This is a genomic window from Pseudomonas sp. FW305-25 (genome assembly GCF_017351415.1).
In the GTDB taxonomy this organism is placed as follows: Bacteria; Pseudomonadota; Gammaproteobacteria; order Pseudomonadales; family Pseudomonadaceae; genus Aquipseudomonas; species Aquipseudomonas chlororaphis.
The window spans coordinates 25,794-41,191 of record NZ_JACNDE010000030.1 but is presented as its reverse complement, the minus strand read 5'-3'; the positions used below and the strand labels follow the sequence as shown (position 1 = coordinate 41,191).

The following is a 15,398-nucleotide window of genomic DNA, read 5'->3' as shown; positions in this document are numbered from 1 at the left end:
CGAAGAGGCAAGAACGGGTAACATAATAACGTCTCTCACCATTATCGTCGCCGCTCATGCCTAAAACCCCCCTTGCCAGTCGCCCCCACGACCACTCTCACTGCGTACACAGCGCACTGTCCGAGGCCGATGCCCTGTGCGCCCGCCAAGGCCTGCGCCTGACCGCCCTGCGTCGGCGGGTGCTGGAGCTGGTCTGGCAAAGCCACAAGCCGCTGGGTGCCTACGACATCCTCGCCGTGCTCAGCGAACAGGACGGTCGCCGCGCCGCGCCGCCAACCGTGTACCGCGCCCTGGATTTCCTCCTGGAAAACGGCTTGGTACATCGCATCGCCTCGCTCAACGCCTTCGTCGGCTGCAACCACCCGGAACACGCGCACCAGGGTCAGTTCCTGATCTGCCGCGTCTGCCACGCCGCCATCGAGCTTGAACAGAAATCCATCAGCGACGCGATCATCAGCAGCGCGCGCGATGTCGGCTTCGTCGTCGAAGGCCAGACCGTCGAAGTGGTCGGCCTCTGCTCGGGCTGCCAGGGGGCTTGATGAGCAATGCCTTGATCCGCCTCGATCAGGTCGCGGTGACCTTTGCCGGGCAGACCGTGCTGGACAACATCCAGCTCAGTGTCGAGCCTGGGCAGATCGTCACCCTGATCGGTCCCAACGGCGCCGGCAAGACCACCCTGGTGCGCGCCGTGCTCGGCCTGCTCAAGCCCGACAGCGGCAGCGTCTGGCGCAAGCCGAAGCTGCGGGTCGGCTACATGCCGCAGAAGCTGCACGTCGATCCGACATTGCCGCTGTCGGTGCTGCGCTTCCTGCGCCTGGTGCCCGGCGTGGACCGCGCGACAGCCCTGGCCGCGCTGAACGAAGTCGGCGCCGAACAGGTGATCGATAGCCCGGTGCAGAGCATTTCCGGCGGCGAGATGCAGCGCGTGCTGCTGGCCCGCGCCCTGCTGCGCGAGCCGGAATTGCTGGTACTGGACGAGCCGGTACAAGGCGTGGACGTCGCCGGCCAGGCCGAGCTGTACAGCCTGATCACCCGCTTGCGCGACCGTCACGGTTGCGGCGTGCTGATGGTCTCCCACGACCTGCACCTGGTGATGAGCACCACCGACCAGGTGGTCTGCCTCAATCGCCACGTGTGCTGCTCCGGCCACCCGGAACAGGTCAGCGGCGACCCGGCCTTCGTCGAGCTGTTCGGCCAGAACGCGCCGAGCCTGGCGATCTACCACCACCATCACGACCACGCCCACGACCTGCACGGTTCGGTGGTCACCGGAGCCGCGGCCGGCCACGTTCATGTTCACGGAGATAGCTGCAAGCATGGCTGATTTTCTGTTGTACGCCCTGCTCGCAGGCCTGGCGCTGGCGCTGGTGGCAGGTCCCCTCGGATCGTTCGTGGTCTGGCGGCGCATGGCCTATTTCGGCGACACCCTGTCCCATGCCGCCTTGCTCGGCGTGGCCCTGGGCTTTCTGCTGGATGTCAGCCCGGCGGTGGCGGTGACCGTCGGCTGCCTGCTGCTGGCGGTGCTGCTGGTCACCCTGCAACAGCGCCAGCCGCTGGCTTCCGATACGTTGCTGGGGATTCTCGCCCCCAGCACCCTCTCCCTCGGGCTGGTGGTACTAAGCTTCATGCATGACGTGCGGATCGACCTGATGGCCTATCTGTTCGGCGACCTGCTGGCGATCAGCCCCGGCGACCTGGCGTGGATTCTTGGCGGCAGCGCCGCGGTCCTGCTGCTATTGGTGGCCCTGTGGCGGCCGTTGCTGGCGATCACCGTGCACGAGGAGCTGGCCAGGGTCGAAGGTTTGCCGGTGGCGTCGCTGCGCCTGGCGCTGATGCTGTTGATCGCGGTGGTGATCGCGGTGGCGATGAAGATCGTCGGGGTCTTGCTGATCACTTCGCTGCTGATCATCCCGGCGGCTGCGGCCCAACGTCACGCCCGCTCCCCGGAGCAGATGGCGCTGGGCGCGAGCCTGCTGGGCATACTCGCGGTCTGTGGCGGGTTGGCGTTGTCGTGGTTCAAGGACACCCCTGCGGGGCCGTCGATCGTGGTCACGGCGGCCGCATTGTTTCTGCTGAGTTTTGTCCTGCCCCGTCGAGGGGTGTAGACTTGCTCGCTTTTTGCGCAATTAGAGAGTCGCAGGAATGAAGCCGTTCGCCTCCCGTTATCTGCTCCTTGTCGCATTTTCCCTGCTGCTGGGTGCCTGCCAGAGCACGCCGCCGGCTGAAGCGCCCGACGCCCGGGCCACGGCCATCGCACAGCTGCAGCAAAATATCGCCAGCAGCGAACTGGCCACCGCCGAAGACCAGTTGAGCGCCTTGCAGGCCCAGTCGCCCAACGACCCGCAGCTCGAGCAATACCAGCGCCAGCTGGCCGAAGCCTATCTGCAGCGCAGCCAGATCGTGTTGCAAAAGGGTGATGTCAACGCCGCCGCCACAGCCCTGAGCCGCGCCCGCGCGCTGATGCCCAAGGCACCGGCCCTGACCGGCGGCGTCGATGGCGCCATCACCCAGGCCCGTAAAGCCGAGCTGGAAAAAGCCGAAGCCGCACTCAAGGCAGCTGAAGCCCGGCCGCCAGCCAAGCTGATCGACCCGGCCGCCGAGAGCACCACCATTGCGCTGAACCTCAGTGATATCAAGCAACTGCATCGGCAACTCGATGCGATCGCCGCCGATGTGGTGAATTACCAGTGCGACGTGAGCATCCAGGCGCCACGCACCGAAGATTACCCTTGGCTGAAGACCCTGCTGAGCAAGCGGGTGAAAAAGCTCGACGGCGAGTTCGACCTGCAGATCGAGCGGCAGATCCTGCGCCACATCCCGGCACAGATGGTGCTGACGCCACGCAAACCCCAATAACGTCACCTCTGTAGGAGCGAGCGGGCGGCGATCCGACTTGCCCGCGATAAACGCGCGGTGCCAAACCCTTTCGCACGCAAGCTGTGCTCCTACAGAAGCGTCAAAGCATCAGGCCGGGATTGCCTTGGCCTTCGGCTCCCGCTCCCAGACCCGGTGATGGGCAATCGCGTTGAAGAACGCCTTCAACGCCTTGGCATCCCCGCCGACGATCAACCCCGCATCCACTTCCAGCTTGAGCACATCCAGCAATTGCTTGGCTTCGCCCTGCAAGGCAATCGCCTTGAGGTGCTTGTAGGCTTCGAGCAGGTAATGCAGGGCCACGCCATCGCCGCTCAAGGCTTGTATCGACTTGGCGCCACCCGGCACGAACACCGCGTCGAACGCCACTGACGGCAGTCCTTCCATGGAAGCGTCCACCGGCAGGGTCTTGCCGTCCGCGGTGGTCACGGGCGCCGAGGTCGGGCCCAGCAACCTGGCGTGGGCGCCTTCGGCTTGCAGGGCCTTTTTCAAGGCGTCGATCGCCTTGCCGTCGACCCCGTTCGCCGCCAGGATCGCCACTTTGCGGGTCTTGATATCCCCCGACAGCAGGTTGGCCTGGCTCAGGGCCGGCGAGTGATCGGGGGTCAGTTCAGGCACCTCGACAGTGCCCGCCTTGGGCACCGGCAGCCCAAGGTTCTGCGCGACCCGCCTGGCCAGCTCGAGATCGATATTGGCCAGGATCTCGTTGACCTGCCGCGCGCGGATCCACTCGCGCTCGACCTTGCCCAGCTCGAAGCTGTAGGCGGCGATGATGTGTTCCTGTTCATGCGTGCTCATGCTCTTGAAGAACAGTCGCGCCTGGGAGAAGTGGTCGCTGAAGGACGGGCTGCGCTGGCGGATCTTGTGCGCGTCGATGCGTTCGTTGTAGCTCTCGAAACCGCCGTCCTCGGCCGCGGGCGGCGTCTCTTTCGGCCAGCCGCCATCGATGGAATTGGGCTCGTAGGAGGCCCGCCCCTTATCGATGGTGGTGCGGTGCATGGCATCGCGTTGGCCGTTGTGGAAGGGCGCCAGCGGGCGGTTGATCGGCAGCTCATGGAAGTTCGGCCCGCCGAGGCGGCTGATCTGCGTATCGGTGTAGGAGAACAACCGGCCCTGCAGCAGCGGGTCGTTGGAGAAGTCGATGCCCGGCACGATATGCCCCGGGCAGAAGGCAACCTGCTCGGTCTCGGCGAAGAAGTTGTCCGGGTTGCGGTTGAGCACCATCTTGCCCAGGGGCGTGATCGGCACCAGCTCCTCGGGGATCAACTTGGTCGGGTCGAGAATGTCGAAATCGAACTTGTGCTCGTTTTCCTCGACTATCACCTGCACACCCAGTTCCCACTCCGGGTAATCGCCGCTCTCGATCGCCTCCCACAGGTCGCGGCGATGGAAGTCGGTGTCCTTGCCCGCCAGCTTTTGCGCCTCGTCCCAGACCAGGGAACAGGTGCCCACTGTCGGCCGCCAGTGGAATTTGACGAAGCTGGAGGTGCCTTCGGCATTGATGAAACGAAAGGTGTGCACGCCAAAGCCCTGCATGCTGCGCAGGCTTTTCGGAATCGCCCGGTCGGACATGGCCCAGATCACCATATGCGCCGATTCCGGCTGCAGCGACACGAAGTCCCAGAAAGTGTCGTGGGCCGAGCCACCGGTGGGGATCTCGTTGTGCGGCTCGGGTTTGACCGCATGGACGAAGTCGGGAAACTTGATCGCGTCCTGGATGAAGAACACCGGCATGTTGTTACCCACCAGGTCGAAGTTGCCTTCGTCGGTGAAGAACTTCACGGCAAAACCGCGCACGTCGCGCACGGTATCGCCAGAGCCGCGCGGCCCCTGCACCGTGGAGAAACGCACGAACACCGGGGTCTTCTTGCCCGGATCGCGCAGGAAGCCGGCCTTGGTCAGGGCCGAATGATTCTCGTAGGTCTGGAAGTAACCATGGGCGCCGACGCCACGGGCATGGACGATACGCTCCGGGATCCGTTCATGGTCGAAGTGCGTGATCTTCTCCCGCATGATGAAGTCTTCCAGCAGCGAAGGCCCGCGGGCGCCGGCCTTCAGGGTGTTCTGGTTATCGGCGACCTTGACCCCCTGGTTGGTGCGCAACGCCTGTTCGGTGGCGTCGGAGCGGAAGGTCTCCAGGCTGTGCAGCTTGCTGTTGGTGTTGCCGCGATCCAGGGTATCGGTCCCGGCCAGCTGGCTTTTCGGTGCGCTTGGCTTCTTGCTGCTCATCAGGCAAAACTCCTCGTTGGCGAAGCCCCGGCGGGGCGGGGCTTCATCGGTCAAAATCGCCAGGCACGGCACCTGGCTTTTTTCGAGTGGCTTATTGAGTGACTGATGAGGTTTGGCGCCGTTCCTTTTTTATGACCTTTGATCGCGTTATTGCCAAATCGAAGGATGAATACAAAATAAATGCTAAGAACCTCTATACGGACAGGCTAAAATGCGCGCCCGGCTAACCGCTGATCCTTTTCTAACGCGCCCCACAAGGTTCGCTACGTGATCGAGTTTCAAAACGTCCATAAAACCTACCGGGTCGCCGGTAAGGATATTCCCGCCCTGCATCCGACCAGCCTGAAGGTCGAGAACGGCCAGGTATTCGGCCTGATCGGCCATTCCGGCGCGGGCAAAAGTACCCTGCTGCGCCTGATCAACCGTCTGGAAAACCCCAGCGGCGGCAAGATCGTCGTCGACGACGAGGAAGTCACCGCCCTGGACGCCAACGGCCTGCGTCGCTTCCGCCAGCAGGTCGGGATGATCTTCCAGCACTTCAACCTGCTGGCCTCCAAGACCGTGGCCGACAACGTCGCGCTGCCGCTGACCCTGGCCGGCGAGCTGTCGCGCAGCGCGATCGACCAGCGCGTGGCCGAGTTGCTGGCCCGCGTCGGTCTTTCCGATCACGCCAAGAAATACCCAGCCCAGCTGTCCGGCGGGCAGAAGCAGCGCGTCGGCATCGCCCGCGCCCTGGCGACCAAGCCGAAGATCCTGCTGTGCGACGAAGCCACCAGCGCCCTGGACCCGCAGACCACCGCGTCGGTCCTGCAGCTGCTGGCCGAGATCAACCGTGAACTGAAGCTGACCATCGTGCTGATCACCCATGAGATGGACGTGATCCGTCGCGTCTGCGACCAGGTGGCGGTAATGGATGCCGGGGTGATCGTCGAGCAGGGGTCGGTGGCCGAGGTGTTCCTGCATCCCAAGCACCCGACCACCAAGCGTTTCGTCCAGGAAGACGAGCAGATCGACGAAAGCGAACAGCGCGACGACTTCGCCCACGTGCCGGGCCGCATCGTGCGCCTGACCTTCCAGGGCGACGCCACCTACGCGCCGCTGCTGGGCACCGTGGCCCGCGAAACCGGGGTGGACTACAGCATCCTCGCCGGCCGCATCGACCGCATCAAAGACGTCCCTTACGGGCAACTGACCCTGGCTATCACCGGTGGTGACATGGAGGCGGCCTTCGCCCACTTCACCGCGGCGGATGTCCACATGGAGGTGCTGCGCTAATGGAGCTGCTGACAAGTTTCTTCGCCAATATCGACTGGTACGAAATCTGGCTGGCCACCGGCGACACCCTGCTGATGCTCGGTGGCTCGCTGCTGTTCACCGTGCTGCTGGGCCTGCCCCTGGGCGTGCTGCTGTTCCTCTGCAGCCCGCGCCAGCTGCTGGAGCAGAAGAGCCTCTACGCCCTGCTGTCGCTGCTGGTGAACATCCTGCGCTCGCTGCCGTTCATCATCCTGCTGATCGTGATGATCCCGTTCACCGTGCTGATCACCGGTACTTCCCTGGGTGTCGCCGGGGCGATCCCGCCCCTGGTGGTCGGCGCCACGCCGTTCTTCGCTCGCCTGGTGGAGACCGCCCTGCGCGAAGTGGACCGCGGCATCATCGAAGCCACCCAGTCCATGGGCGCGACCACCCGGCAGATCATCACCAACGCCCTGCTGCCGGAAGCCCGTCCGGGTATTTTCGCGGCAATTACCGTGACAGCGATTACCCTTGTTTCCTACACCGCCATGGCGGGCGTGGTAGGCGCGGGCGGTCTCGGCGACCTGGCGATCCGCTTCGGTTACCAGCGCTTCCAGACCGATGTGATGGTGGTCACCGTGGTGCTGTTGCTGGTGCTGGTTCAAGTTCTGCAAACCGTCGGCGACAAGCTGGTGGTGCACTTTTCCCGAAAATAAGTCGGCCCTGGCCGGCAGGCGTCCGGCACCGGGCGCCTCACAAGGAGCTAGCTGGATGAAAAAACTACTCGTCGCTTTCGCCGCCGTTGCCGCGTTCTCCGCGCACGCCGCTGACACCCTGACTGTGGCCGCCACTCCGGTGCCTCATGCCGAGATCCTCGAATTCGTGAAGCCGGCGCTGGCCAAGGAAGGCGTGGACCTGAAGGTCAAGGTCTTCACCGACTACATCCAGCCGAACGTGCAGGTCGCGGAAAAGCGCCTGGACGCCAACTTCTTCCAGCACCAGCCGTACCTGGATGAGTTCAACAAGGCCAAGGGCACCCACCTGGTAAGCGTTGCCGGCGTGCACCTGGAGCCGCTGGGCGCCTACTCCAACAAGTTCAAGAAGCTCGAAGAGCTGCCGGGCGGCGCCAACGTGGTGATCCCCAACGACGCCACCAACGGCGGCCGTGCCTTGCTGCTGCTGGCCAAGGCCGGCCTGATCAAGCTCAAGGATTCCAACAACATCCTGTCCACGGTCAAAGACATCACCGAGAACAGCAAGGACCTGAAATTCCGTGAGCTGGAAGCCGCGACCATCCCGCGCGTGCTGACCCAGGTCGACCTGGCGCTGATCAACACCAACTACGCCCTGGAAGCCAAGCTGGACCCATCCAAGGACGCCCTGGTGATCGAAGGCAAGGACTCGCCTTACGTGAACATCCTGGTGGCCCGTCCTGACGACAAGGACTCGGACGCCATGAAGAAACTGGTTGCCGCCCTGCACAGCCCCGAGGTGAAGCAATTCATTCTCGAGAAATACAAAGGCGCCGTGGTACCGGCGTTCTGATCGGTTGCAGAAACACAAACGGGGCGCCTTGAGGCGCCCCGTTTCGTTTCAGTTGCCTGCCGAGTTCCCTGTAGCCGCTGCCGCAGGCTGCGATCGGCTCCGCAGGAGACGTGTTCTTGAGGCCCTCGGAAGGCGCTACGCGCCTTATCGCAGCCTGCGACAGCGGCTACAGGATTCAGGCGTCCCGGGTTACTTGCGCTGCAACATCACCGGCAGCTGGGCCACCAGTTTCTGGTTGTTCAGCGGCGCGCGGATGAAGCCGCGCTGGGTGCCGTCCGGGCCGATCACCGCCAGGTTGCCGCTGTGGTCGACGGTGTAGTTGGGCTTGCTGGTATCGGCCGGAATGAACGGGATGCTCACCGCGTTGGCGAGTTTCTGCACGTCCGCCACCGAAGTCGCGGTCAGGCCCTTGAAGTCCTTGTCGAAATAACCCAGGTACTGTTTCAGCTGCTGCGGCGTGTCGCGGTTCGGGTCGACGCTGACCAGCACCACCTGCAGGTTATCCACCGCCTCCTTGGGCAGCTCGCTCTTGATCTGGCGCAGCTGGGCCAGGGTAGTCGGGCAGATGTCCGGGCAGAAGGTGTAGCCGAAGAACAGCAGGCTCCACTTGCCCTTGAGCTCATTGAGCACCACCGGCTGGCCTTCCTGGTCGGTCATCTTCACATCCGGCAGGTTGCGGCTCTGGGGCAGCAGGATGATCCCGGCGTCGATCAACGCGGTCGGGTCCCCCTGGTTCTTGCCGGTCAGCACTTTGTTGACGGTGAGCCCCAGCACCAGGGCCACCAGCGCCACGAGAATAAAGACGGTTTTCTGAGTTCGAGTCATAGGTTCAACAATAGGTAGTGGTCTACGAGCAGGGCGATAAACAGCAGGAACAAGTAATAAATAGAGTACTTGAAGGTGTTGATCGCCGCGTGCGGCCGACTGCCACGGTACAGCACCCAGGCCCATTGCAGAAAGCGCGCGCCCAGGCCCAGGGCACAAATCAGGTAAAGCATGCCGCTCATGTGGATCGCATAAGGCAGCAGGCTGACCGCCAGCAAGGCGCAGGTGTAGAGCAGGATATGCACCTTGGTGTAGTGCTCGCCATGGGTCACCGGCAGCATCGGGATATCGGCCTTGGCGTATTCCTCCTTGCGGTGAATGGCCAGCGCCCAGAAGTGCGGCGGGGTCCAGGCGAAGATGATCAGCACCAACAGCAGCGGTTCGGCGGTCACATGGCCGGTGGCCGCGACCCAGCCCAACAGCGGCGGCGCGGCCCCGGCCAGGCCGCCGATCACGATGTTCTGCGGGGTCGCCCGCTTGAGGAAACCGGTGTAGATCACCGCATAACCGAGCAACGACGCCAGGGTCAGCCAGGCGGTCAGCGGGTTGGTGAACGCCAGCAGCAAGGCTTGCCCGGCGATGGCCAGCAGCAGGGCGAAACCCAGCGCCGCCGCCGGCGACACCCGGCCTTCGGCCAGCGGCCGTTTGTGGGTGCGCGCCATGACTGCATCGATCCGCCGGTCCACCACATGGTTCACCGCTGCCGCCGCGCCAGCGCACAGGGCGATGCCCAGGTTGCCGAACACCAGCACCGTCCACGGCACCCCGGCGCGAGTGGCGAGGAACATGCCCACCAGCGAGGTGATAAGCATCAGCACCACCACCTTGGGTTTGGTCAGCTCCAGGTAGTCACGCCAGATCGCCTGGCTGTGACGCTCGCCGATCAGAGTCGCCATGGCATCTCTCCTTTTATGGTTATGGGCCCGGCGGCGTGTTTGCGCGGGCTCAGGCGCCAGCCCAGCGGCAGGTGCGAGCGGGCGCGGACCAAGCTGGTGCGGGCGTGATAATTGACCAGCACCAGGGTCAGCAGCAGCGCAGCGCCGCCGGCGTTATGCGCCACAGCCACCGGCAGCGGCAGGTGGAACAGCACATTGCTGATGCCAAGGCCGATCTGCGCCGCCAGCGCCACCAGCACCAGCCCGGCGAGGCGGGTCATGCCCACATGCTTGAGTTGCCAGGCCAGGCCGAGCAACACCAGGGTCACCAGCAACGCGCCGATGCGATGGGTCAGATGGATGGCCGTGCGCGCGTCGCTGTCGAGCTGCCCGCCCAGGTAGTTGGGGCCGATGTGCTGGGTCAGGTGAAAGCCATTGGCGAAATCCGCCGCCGGCCACCACTGGCCGTGACAGGTCGGCAGGTCGATGCAGGCCACCGCCGCGTAGTTGGAGCTGACCCAGCCGCCCAGGGCGATCTGCCCGATCACCAGCACCAGCCCGGCCGTGGCCCAGTATTGCAGGCGCCGCGGCACGATCAGCGCCGGCAGCACCCCGGACAGCCGTAGCGTCAGCAAGAACAGCAGGCTCAAGGTGGCGAAGCCGCCCAGCAGGTGCGCGGTGACGACTTGCGGCCACAGCTTGAGGGTCACCGTCCACATGCCGAACAAGGCCTGGGCGAACACCACTGAGAGCAGGAACAGCGGCAGTTTCAGCGGTTGCCCGGGATGATGCCGGTGGGTCCAGGAGCGTGCCGCCAGCAGCACGATCAACAGGCCCAGGGTGCCGGCGAAATAGCGGTGGATCATCTCGTTCCAGCCCTTGTGGGCTTCCACCGGGGTGTCGGGAAAATGCAGTTCGGCATGGGCCAGCTGGGCTTCGCTTTTCGGCACGCTGATGAAACCGTAGCAACCCGGCCAGTCCGGGCAGCCGAGGCCAGCGTGAGTCAGCCGGGTATAAGCACCGAGCAGCACCACGATCAGCGCCAGCAAGGTGGCAAACAAGGCGAGGCGAAATCCAGGTTTGGCCATGACGATGCCCTTATCCGATGTTCGACAGTTTCAGCAGATGACGCAGGTCGTTGAGCAGGTCCTTGCCCTTGACCCGGGCGTCGTAGCGCAGGACCAGGTTGCCGTGCGGGTCGACGATCCACAGCAGCGGCGCACCCTGGTCGCTGGCGCCCTTGGTGAAGGTCGGCAGGTCCAGTGGGTAGCGTTGCAGTTGCGGGTATTCGCGTTGCAGCTTGGCCTGGTAGTCGGCGCCCAGCGGCTGGGCGGCGGCCAGGGCGTGGCTGGCCCGGGAGGCGTCGCGGCCGAGGGAGATCTGGATCTGCCGCGCCAGGTACACCAGTTGCTGGCAATCCACGGCGCAGTCCCTGGGCGCGGTGACCAGGATCTGCCAGCGCGTCTCGTCGGCCTGGACCCCGATATCGGCGCGGCTCTGGCCGTTGCCGATCAGCTCGCCGTGGTAGCTGCGGCTTTCCGGCACCCAGAACTGCAACTTGTACATGCCGGTGGCGAGGATCATCGGGCCGATCACCATGGCCACGATCAGCAGCAGCTGCCAGCGTCCGCGGCGCCGGTTATGCGGCGCCTGGGCCTCAGAAATGTTGGGTGGATTCATGGCCGCTCCCATGGTGTTTCTCCCTTGCGTTATGCCATCCGAGATAGAGGTACAAAGCGCACAGGGCCAGCGCCATGGCGAACCACTGCACGGCGTAGCCCAGGTGTTTTTCCGGCCCCATGGCCACCACCGGCCATTCGGTCATGTAGGCGCCCGGACCAGCCTCCTGGCGCAGCTCGTAGGCAAAACCGCTGCGTCCCAGTTCGCTCCAGAGCCTGGCCGGATCGATCGTCGTCACCAGCCGCGGCCACTGGGCATTCAGTGGGTCGGCGTGCAGTTGAAAGGTCGCGCCGGGGGCGACATAGACCCAGGCATCGAGGCTCAGGAACTGTTCCGGGGTGCTGAATGCGGGTGGCGTGCGCCGGTCCGGCCAGGGCAGCCAGCCACGGTTGAGCAGCAGCCATTGGCCGCTGGCCTGGTCGAGAAAGGGTTGCAGCAGCTCGACCCCGACCTTGCCTTCATGCATGCGGTTATCCAGCAACAGGCTGTGGGCCGCATCGAAGCGACCATGCAATTGCACCCGGCGGAAAGTCGGATCAGGGGCAACCTGCAGCTCATCCACGGTCAAAGGCTCGGCCACCCGCCGTTCGGCGTAGCTGGCCAGCAGCTCGCGCTTCTGTTCGCCCCGCCCCAGTTGCCAGAACCCGAGCGTCACCAGCACCGGCAGCAACGCCAACACCACCAGGGTCGGCAGCACGCCCGGACGAAAACCGTTCATGGCAGCGCCCGAAAGTGGCGAGATCGACTGGCTATACTCAAGCGCATCGCGTTTCTCCCGGAGCCCACCATGCTTAAAGCGGCCATCGTCCTGTTGCTGATCGCCACGCTCATCAGCCTGTTCAGCGGCCTGTTCTTTCTGGTCAAGGACGACAGCAGCTCCCATCGCCTGGTCAGGTCGCTGACCGTTCGTGTGTGCCTGGCCGCGCTCACCGTCGGCTTGATCGCCTGGGGTTTCTTCAGCGGCCAGTTGGTATCGCACGCGCCCTGGTAACGCCGCGCTCAGAGCACGTAGACGAAGACAAACAAGCCGATCCACACCACATCGACAAAGTGCCAATACCAACTGGCCGCCTCGAAACCGAACTGATGCTCGGCGTCGAAGTGGCCCTTCATGATGCGCATCAGCATCACGAACAAAATCAGCGTGCCGATGGTCACGTGGGCGCCGTGAAAGCCGGTGAGCATGAAGAAGGTGGCGCCGTAGATGCCCGACCCCAGGGTCAGCCCCAGCTCGTGGTAGGCGTGCAGGTATTCCTCGGCCTGGAAGCCGAGAAACGCACAGCCCAGCAGCACGGTGAGCGCCAGCCAGATTTTCAGCGCGCCGCGGTGGCCGTTCTTCAGGGCGTGGTGGGCAATGGTCACGGTGACGCTGGAACTCACCAGCAGCACGGTGTTGAGCAGCGGCAGGCCCCAGGGGCTGATGACTTCCTTGGGCGGCGGGAACAGCTTGGAATCGGGGTTTTCGAGCAATGGCCAGACGAACTCGAAGTTCGGCCAGAGCATGTGCGCGATGCCCTTGCTGCCTTCGCCGCCCAGGGCCGGGCCGGCGATATGGCGCACGTAGAACAGCGCGCCGAAGAAGGCGATGAAGAACATCACTTCGGAAAAGATGAACCAGCTCATGCCCCAGCGGAACGATCGATCCAGCTGGGCGCTGTACAGGCCGGCGCGACTTTCCTTGATCACCGCGCCGAACCAGCCGAACAGCATGTAGGCCAGCAACAGGCCACCGACGAAGAAAATCAGCGGGCCATGGGATTCCGGGCGCGCGGCCTTGAGGTCGTTGAACCAGGTGGCCAGGCCGAACACCGTAACGAACATGCCCACCGTGGCGATGATCGGCCACTTGCTCTGGGCGGGAACGTAATAATGCTCATGAGTTGCCATTTATTGTTCTCCTTATCGGGCACCGTCTTAACCGCCGGTGTTGGTGCTCACGGCCACCGGTGGATGACGCGCGGTGATATCGAACAGCGTGTAAGCCAGCGTCAGGTGCTTCACATCCTTGGGCATGTCGCGGTCAACGATGAAACGTACCGGCATCTCGATCTGCTGACCGGGCTGCAGCACTTGCTGGGTGAAACAGAAGCATTCGGTCTTGTGGAAATACATCGCGGCGCTGCTCGGCGAAATGCTCGGGATCGCCTGGGCGCTCATCGGGCGGTCGCTGGGATTGCGGGCGATGAAGATCATCTCGTTCACCGCGCCGGGATGAACCACGATGTCGTCGGCCTTGGGATAGAAGTCCCAGACCATGTCGATCGCGTTGGTCGACAGGAACTGCACGCGCACCTGGCGCGAGACATCCACCTGCTGCTCACCGGAATACTGCCCGCCGGTCTTGCCGTTGATGCCCAGCGCCTTGCACATCACGTCGTAGATCGGCACCAGGGCAAAACCGAAGACGAACATCGCCGCCACCACCAGCAACAGGCGGGTGACCAGCTTCTTCATCGAAACCTCGGCCATCAGCAACCTCCTGCTGTTTCAGAGGCGAGCGAGCATCGCACCAGGCTGTTCATTTCACTTCCGGCGGCGTGGTGAAGGTGTGGTACGGCGCCGGCGACGGCACGCTCCACTCCAGCCCTTCGGCACCGTCCCAGGGCTTGGCCGGCGCGGGTTGGCCGCCACGAATGCACTTGATGACGATGAACAGGAAGAAGATCTGCGTCGCGCCGAAGGTGAACGCGCCGATGGACGACACCATGTTGAAATCGGCGAACTGCAGGTTGTAGTCCGGGATCCGCCGCGGCATCCCCGCCAGGCCGACGAAGTGCATCGGGAAGAACGCCATGTTCATGCCGATGAAGGACAGCCAGAAGTGCAGCTTGCCCAGGGTTTCGTCGTACATGTGCCCGGTCCACTTCGGCAGCCAGTAATAGGCCGAGGCGAAGATGCCGAAGATCGCGCCCGGCACCAGCACATAGTGGAAGTGCGCGACCACGAAATAGGTGTCCTGGTACTGGAAGTCCGCCGGGGCGATGGCCAGCATCAGCCCGGAGAAGCCGCCGATGGTGAACAGGATCACGAAGGCCACGGCGAACAGCATCGGCGTCTCGAAGGTCAGCGAGCCCTGCCACATGGTGCTGACCCAGTTGAAGACCTTGACCCCGGTCGGCACCGCGATAAGCATCGTGGCGTACATGAAGAACAGCTCGCCCACCAGCGGAATGCCGACCACGAACATGTGGTGCGCCCAGACGATGAACGACAGGAAGGCGATACTCGCCGTGGCGTAGACCATCGAGGTGTAGCCGAACAGCGGCTTGCGCGAGAAGGCCGGGATGATCGCGCTGACGGCGCCGAAGGCCGGCAGGATCATGATGTACACCTCGGGGTGGCCGAAGAACCAGAACACATGCTGGAACAGCACCGGATCACCGCCGCCGGCGGCGCTGAAGAAGCTGGTGCCAAAGTGGATGTCCATCAGCATCATGGTCACGCAGCCGGCCAGCACCGGCATCACCGCGATCAGCAGGAACGCGGTGATCAGCCAGGTCCAGACGAACAGCGGCATCTTCATCAGGGTCATGCCGGGAGCACGCAGGTTGAGGATGGTGGCGATCACGTTGATCGCGCCCATGATCGAGCTGATGCCCATCAGGTGGATGGCGAAGATGAAGAAGGTCACGCTTTCCGGCGCGTAGGTGGTGGACAGCGGGGCGTAGAAGGTCCAGCCGAAGTTGGGTCCGCCACCGGGCATGAACAGGGTCGAGACCAGCAGCAGGAATGCCGCCGGCAGCAACCAGAAACTGAAGTTGTTCATCCGTGGCAGGGCCATGTCCGGCGCGCCGACCATCAGCGGGATCATCCAGTTGGCCAGGCCGACGAAAGCCGGCATCACCGCGCCGAAGACCATCACCAGGCCATGCATGGTGGTCATCTGGTTGAAGAATTCCGGCTGCACGATCTGCAGGCCGGGCTGGAACAGCTCGGCGCGGATCACCATGGCGAACGAGCCGCCGAGCAGGAACATGGAGAAGGCGAACCACAGGTACAGGGTGCCGATGTCCTTGTGGTTGGTGGTCAGCACCCAGCGCATCAGGCCCTTGGCGGGGCCGTGGGTGTGGTCGTGATCGCCAACGATGGCATGACCCTGTTCATCGCTCACAGCGTTCATGGCCTGTCTCCTGTAAA

General features: G+C 63.9%; 17 protein-coding genes. 8 read left to right on the top strand and 9 right to left on the bottom strand.

The genetic code is table 11. The features are described 5' to 3' along the window. Window positions 1–56 precede the first annotated feature (56 nt). The 4 genes from zur to J4E58_RS23575 are packed head-to-tail and all read left to right on the top strand — an operon-like array spanning window position 57 to window position 2,856. Window positions 57–539, top strand: a complete 483-nt coding sequence (gene zur, locus J4E58_RS23590; protein ID WP_007924301.1) for a zinc uptake transcriptional repressor Zur — start codon at window positions 57–59, stop codon at window positions 537–539. After that, window positions 539–1,324, top strand: a complete 786-nt coding sequence (znuC, locus tag J4E58_RS23585) for a zinc ABC transporter ATP-binding protein ZnuC (protein ID WP_007924302.1) — start codon at window positions 539–541, stop codon at window positions 1,322–1,324. The genes zur and znuC overlap by 1 nt, the downstream gene beginning before the upstream one ends. After that, the gene (gene znuB / locus J4E58_RS23580) at window positions 1,317–2,105 is read left to right on the top strand and encodes a zinc ABC transporter permease subunit ZnuB (protein ID WP_007924303.1); all 789 of its coding nucleotides are present in this window, start codon (window positions 1,317–1,319) and stop codon (window positions 2,103–2,105) included. The genes znuC and znuB overlap by 8 nt, the downstream gene beginning before the upstream one ends. 37 nt (window positions 2,106–2,142) lie before the next feature. After that, window positions 2,143–2,856: a PA5502 family lipoprotein gene (locus J4E58_RS23575; protein WP_087092816.1), complete on the top strand. Its 714-nt coding sequence runs from the start codon at window positions 2,143–2,145 to the stop codon at window positions 2,854–2,856. Window positions 2,857–2,964: 108 nt separating this feature from the next. Here J4E58_RS23575 and katE read toward each other — a convergent pair whose 3' ends face one another. Further along, window positions 2,965–5,157, bottom strand: a complete 2,193-nt coding sequence (gene katE / locus J4E58_RS23570) for a catalase HPII (protein ID WP_256583204.1) — start codon at window positions 5,155–5,157, stop codon at window positions 2,965–2,967. A 213-nt stretch (window positions 5,158–5,370) separates the two neighbouring features. Here katE and J4E58_RS23565 point away from each other — a divergent pair, with 213 nt between their 5' ends. The 3 genes from J4E58_RS23565 to J4E58_RS23555 are packed head-to-tail and all read left to right on the top strand — an operon-like array spanning window position 5,371 to window position 7,881. Then, a complete protein-coding gene (locus tag J4E58_RS23565; protein WP_007924306.1) occupies window positions 5,371–6,378 on the top strand; it encodes a methionine ABC transporter ATP-binding protein in 1,008 nt (335 codons plus the stop codon). Beyond that, window positions 6,378–7,052 carry a methionine ABC transporter permease gene (locus J4E58_RS23560; protein WP_007924307.1) on the top strand — a complete coding sequence of 225 codons (675 nt, stop codon included), beginning with the start codon at window positions 6,378–6,380 and terminating at the stop codon, window positions 7,050–7,052. The genes J4E58_RS23565 and J4E58_RS23560 overlap by 1 nt, the downstream gene beginning before the upstream one ends. Before the next feature lie 55 nt (window positions 7,053–7,107). Further along, on the top strand, window positions 7,108–7,881 hold the full coding sequence (locus tag J4E58_RS23555) for a MetQ/NlpA family ABC transporter substrate-binding protein (protein WP_007924308.1): 774 nt from the start codon (window positions 7,108–7,110) through the stop codon (window positions 7,879–7,881). Between the two features lie 189 nt (window positions 7,882–8,070). On the opposite strand, the gene J4E58_RS23550 is transcribed toward J4E58_RS23555, so the two are convergent. From J4E58_RS23550 to J4E58_RS23530, 5 genes are read right to left on the bottom strand one after another with little or no spacing between them, the layout of a single operon-like run. Beyond that, a complete protein-coding gene (locus J4E58_RS23550) occupies window positions 8,071–8,706 on the bottom strand; it encodes an SCO family protein (RefSeq protein WP_009041520.1) in 636 nt (211 codons plus the stop codon). After that, window positions 8,703–9,602: a heme o synthase gene (gene cyoE / locus J4E58_RS23545; RefSeq protein WP_053263249.1), complete on the bottom strand. Its 900-nt coding sequence runs from the start codon at window positions 9,600–9,602 to the stop codon at window positions 8,703–8,705. Before cyoE ends, J4E58_RS23550 begins: the two co-directional genes overlap by 4 nt. After that, entirely contained in the window at window positions 9,590–10,669 is a 1,080-nt protein-coding gene (locus tag J4E58_RS23540) for a heme A synthase (protein WP_007924313.1), read from the bottom strand. Before J4E58_RS23540 ends, cyoE begins: the two co-directional genes overlap by 13 nt. A gap of 10 nt (window positions 10,670–10,679) precedes the next feature. Beyond that, complete coding sequence (locus J4E58_RS23535) at window positions 10,680–11,273, bottom strand: hypothetical protein (RefSeq protein ID WP_007924315.1); 594 nt, start codon at window positions 11,271–11,273, stop codon at window positions 10,680–10,682. Beyond that, window positions 11,239–11,979, bottom strand: a complete 741-nt coding sequence (locus J4E58_RS23530; protein ID WP_087092817.1) for an SURF1 family protein — start codon at window positions 11,977–11,979, stop codon at window positions 11,239–11,241. The genes J4E58_RS23535 and J4E58_RS23530 overlap by 35 nt, the downstream gene beginning before the upstream one ends. A 69-nt stretch (window positions 11,980–12,048) precedes the next feature. Here J4E58_RS23530 and J4E58_RS23525 point away from each other — a divergent pair, with 69 nt between their 5' ends. After that, window positions 12,049–12,252 carry a twin transmembrane helix small protein gene (locus tag J4E58_RS23525; protein ID WP_016703917.1) on the top strand — a complete coding sequence of 68 codons (204 nt, stop codon included), beginning with the start codon at window positions 12,049–12,051 and terminating at the stop codon, window positions 12,250–12,252. 8 nt (window positions 12,253–12,260) lie between these two features. Here J4E58_RS23525 and J4E58_RS23520 read toward each other — a convergent pair whose 3' ends face one another. From J4E58_RS23520 to ctaD, 3 genes are read right to left on the bottom strand one after another with little or no spacing between them, the layout of a single operon-like run. Next, window positions 12,261–13,148, bottom strand: a complete 888-nt coding sequence (locus J4E58_RS23520; protein WP_087092818.1) for a cytochrome c oxidase subunit 3 — start codon at window positions 13,146–13,148, stop codon at window positions 12,261–12,263. A gap of 27 nt (window positions 13,149–13,175) precedes the next feature. Then, window positions 13,176–13,730 (bottom strand): cytochrome c oxidase assembly protein, encoded by a 555-nt coding sequence (locus J4E58_RS23515; protein WP_007924321.1) that lies wholly within the window; start codon window positions 13,728–13,730, stop codon window positions 13,176–13,178. Between the two features lie 49 nt (window positions 13,731–13,779). Next, window positions 13,780–15,381: a cytochrome c oxidase subunit I gene (gene ctaD, locus J4E58_RS23510; RefSeq protein ID WP_009041514.1), complete on the bottom strand. Its 1,602-nt coding sequence runs from the start codon at window positions 15,379–15,381 to the stop codon at window positions 13,780–13,782. Window positions 15,382–15,398: the final 17 nt, after the last annotated feature.

What these genes read in the sequence shown, in the direction of transcription:
- zur (WP_007924301.1), top strand. Translation starts at nt 57, where the DNA reads ATGCCTAAAACCCCCCTTGCCAGTCGCCCCCACGACCACTCTCACTGC.
- znuC (WP_007924302.1), top strand. Translation starts at nt 539, where the DNA reads ATGAGCAATGCCTTGATCCGCCTCGATCAGGTCGCGGTGACCTTTGCC.
- znuB (WP_007924303.1), top strand. Translation starts at nt 1,317, where the DNA reads ATGGCTGATTTTCTGTTGTACGCCCTGCTCGCAGGCCTGGCGCTGGCG.
- J4E58_RS23575 (WP_087092816.1), top strand. Translation starts at nt 2,143, where the DNA reads ATGAAGCCGTTCGCCTCCCGTTATCTGCTCCTTGTCGCATTTTCCCTG.
- J4E58_RS23560 (WP_007924307.1), top strand. Translation starts at nt 6,378, where the DNA reads ATGGAGCTGCTGACAAGTTTCTTCGCCAATATCGACTGGTACGAAATC.
- J4E58_RS23555 (WP_007924308.1), top strand. Translation starts at nt 7,108, where the DNA reads ATGAAAAAACTACTCGTCGCTTTCGCCGCCGTTGCCGCGTTCTCCGCG.
- J4E58_RS23550 (WP_009041520.1), bottom strand. Translation starts at nt 8,706, where the DNA reads ATGACTCGAACTCAGAAAACCGTCTTTATTCTCGTGGCGCTGGTGGCC.
- cyoE (WP_053263249.1), bottom strand. Translation starts at nt 9,602, where the DNA reads ATGGCGACTCTGATCGGCGAGCGTCACAGCCAGGCGATCTGGCGTGAC.
- J4E58_RS23540 (WP_007924313.1), bottom strand. Translation starts at nt 10,669, where the DNA reads ATGGCCAAACCTGGATTTCGCCTCGCCTTGTTTGCCACCTTGCTGGCG.
- J4E58_RS23535 (WP_007924315.1), bottom strand. Translation starts at nt 11,273, where the DNA reads ATGGGAGCGGCCATGAATCCACCCAACATTTCTGAGGCCCAGGCGCCG.
- J4E58_RS23530 (WP_087092817.1), bottom strand. Translation starts at nt 11,979, where the DNA reads ATGAACGGTTTTCGTCCGGGCGTGCTGCCGACCCTGGTGGTGTTGGCG.
- J4E58_RS23525 (WP_016703917.1), top strand. Translation starts at nt 12,049, where the DNA reads ATGCTTAAAGCGGCCATCGTCCTGTTGCTGATCGCCACGCTCATCAGC.
- J4E58_RS23520 (WP_087092818.1), bottom strand. Translation starts at nt 13,148, where the DNA reads ATGGCAACTCATGAGCATTATTACGTTCCCGCCCAGAGCAAGTGGCCG.
- J4E58_RS23515 (WP_007924321.1), bottom strand. Translation starts at nt 13,730, where the DNA reads ATGGCCGAGGTTTCGATGAAGAAGCTGGTCACCCGCCTGTTGCTGGTG.
- ctaD (WP_009041514.1), bottom strand. Translation starts at nt 15,381, where the DNA reads ATGAACGCTGTGAGCGATGAACAGGGTCATGCCATCGTTGGCGATCAC.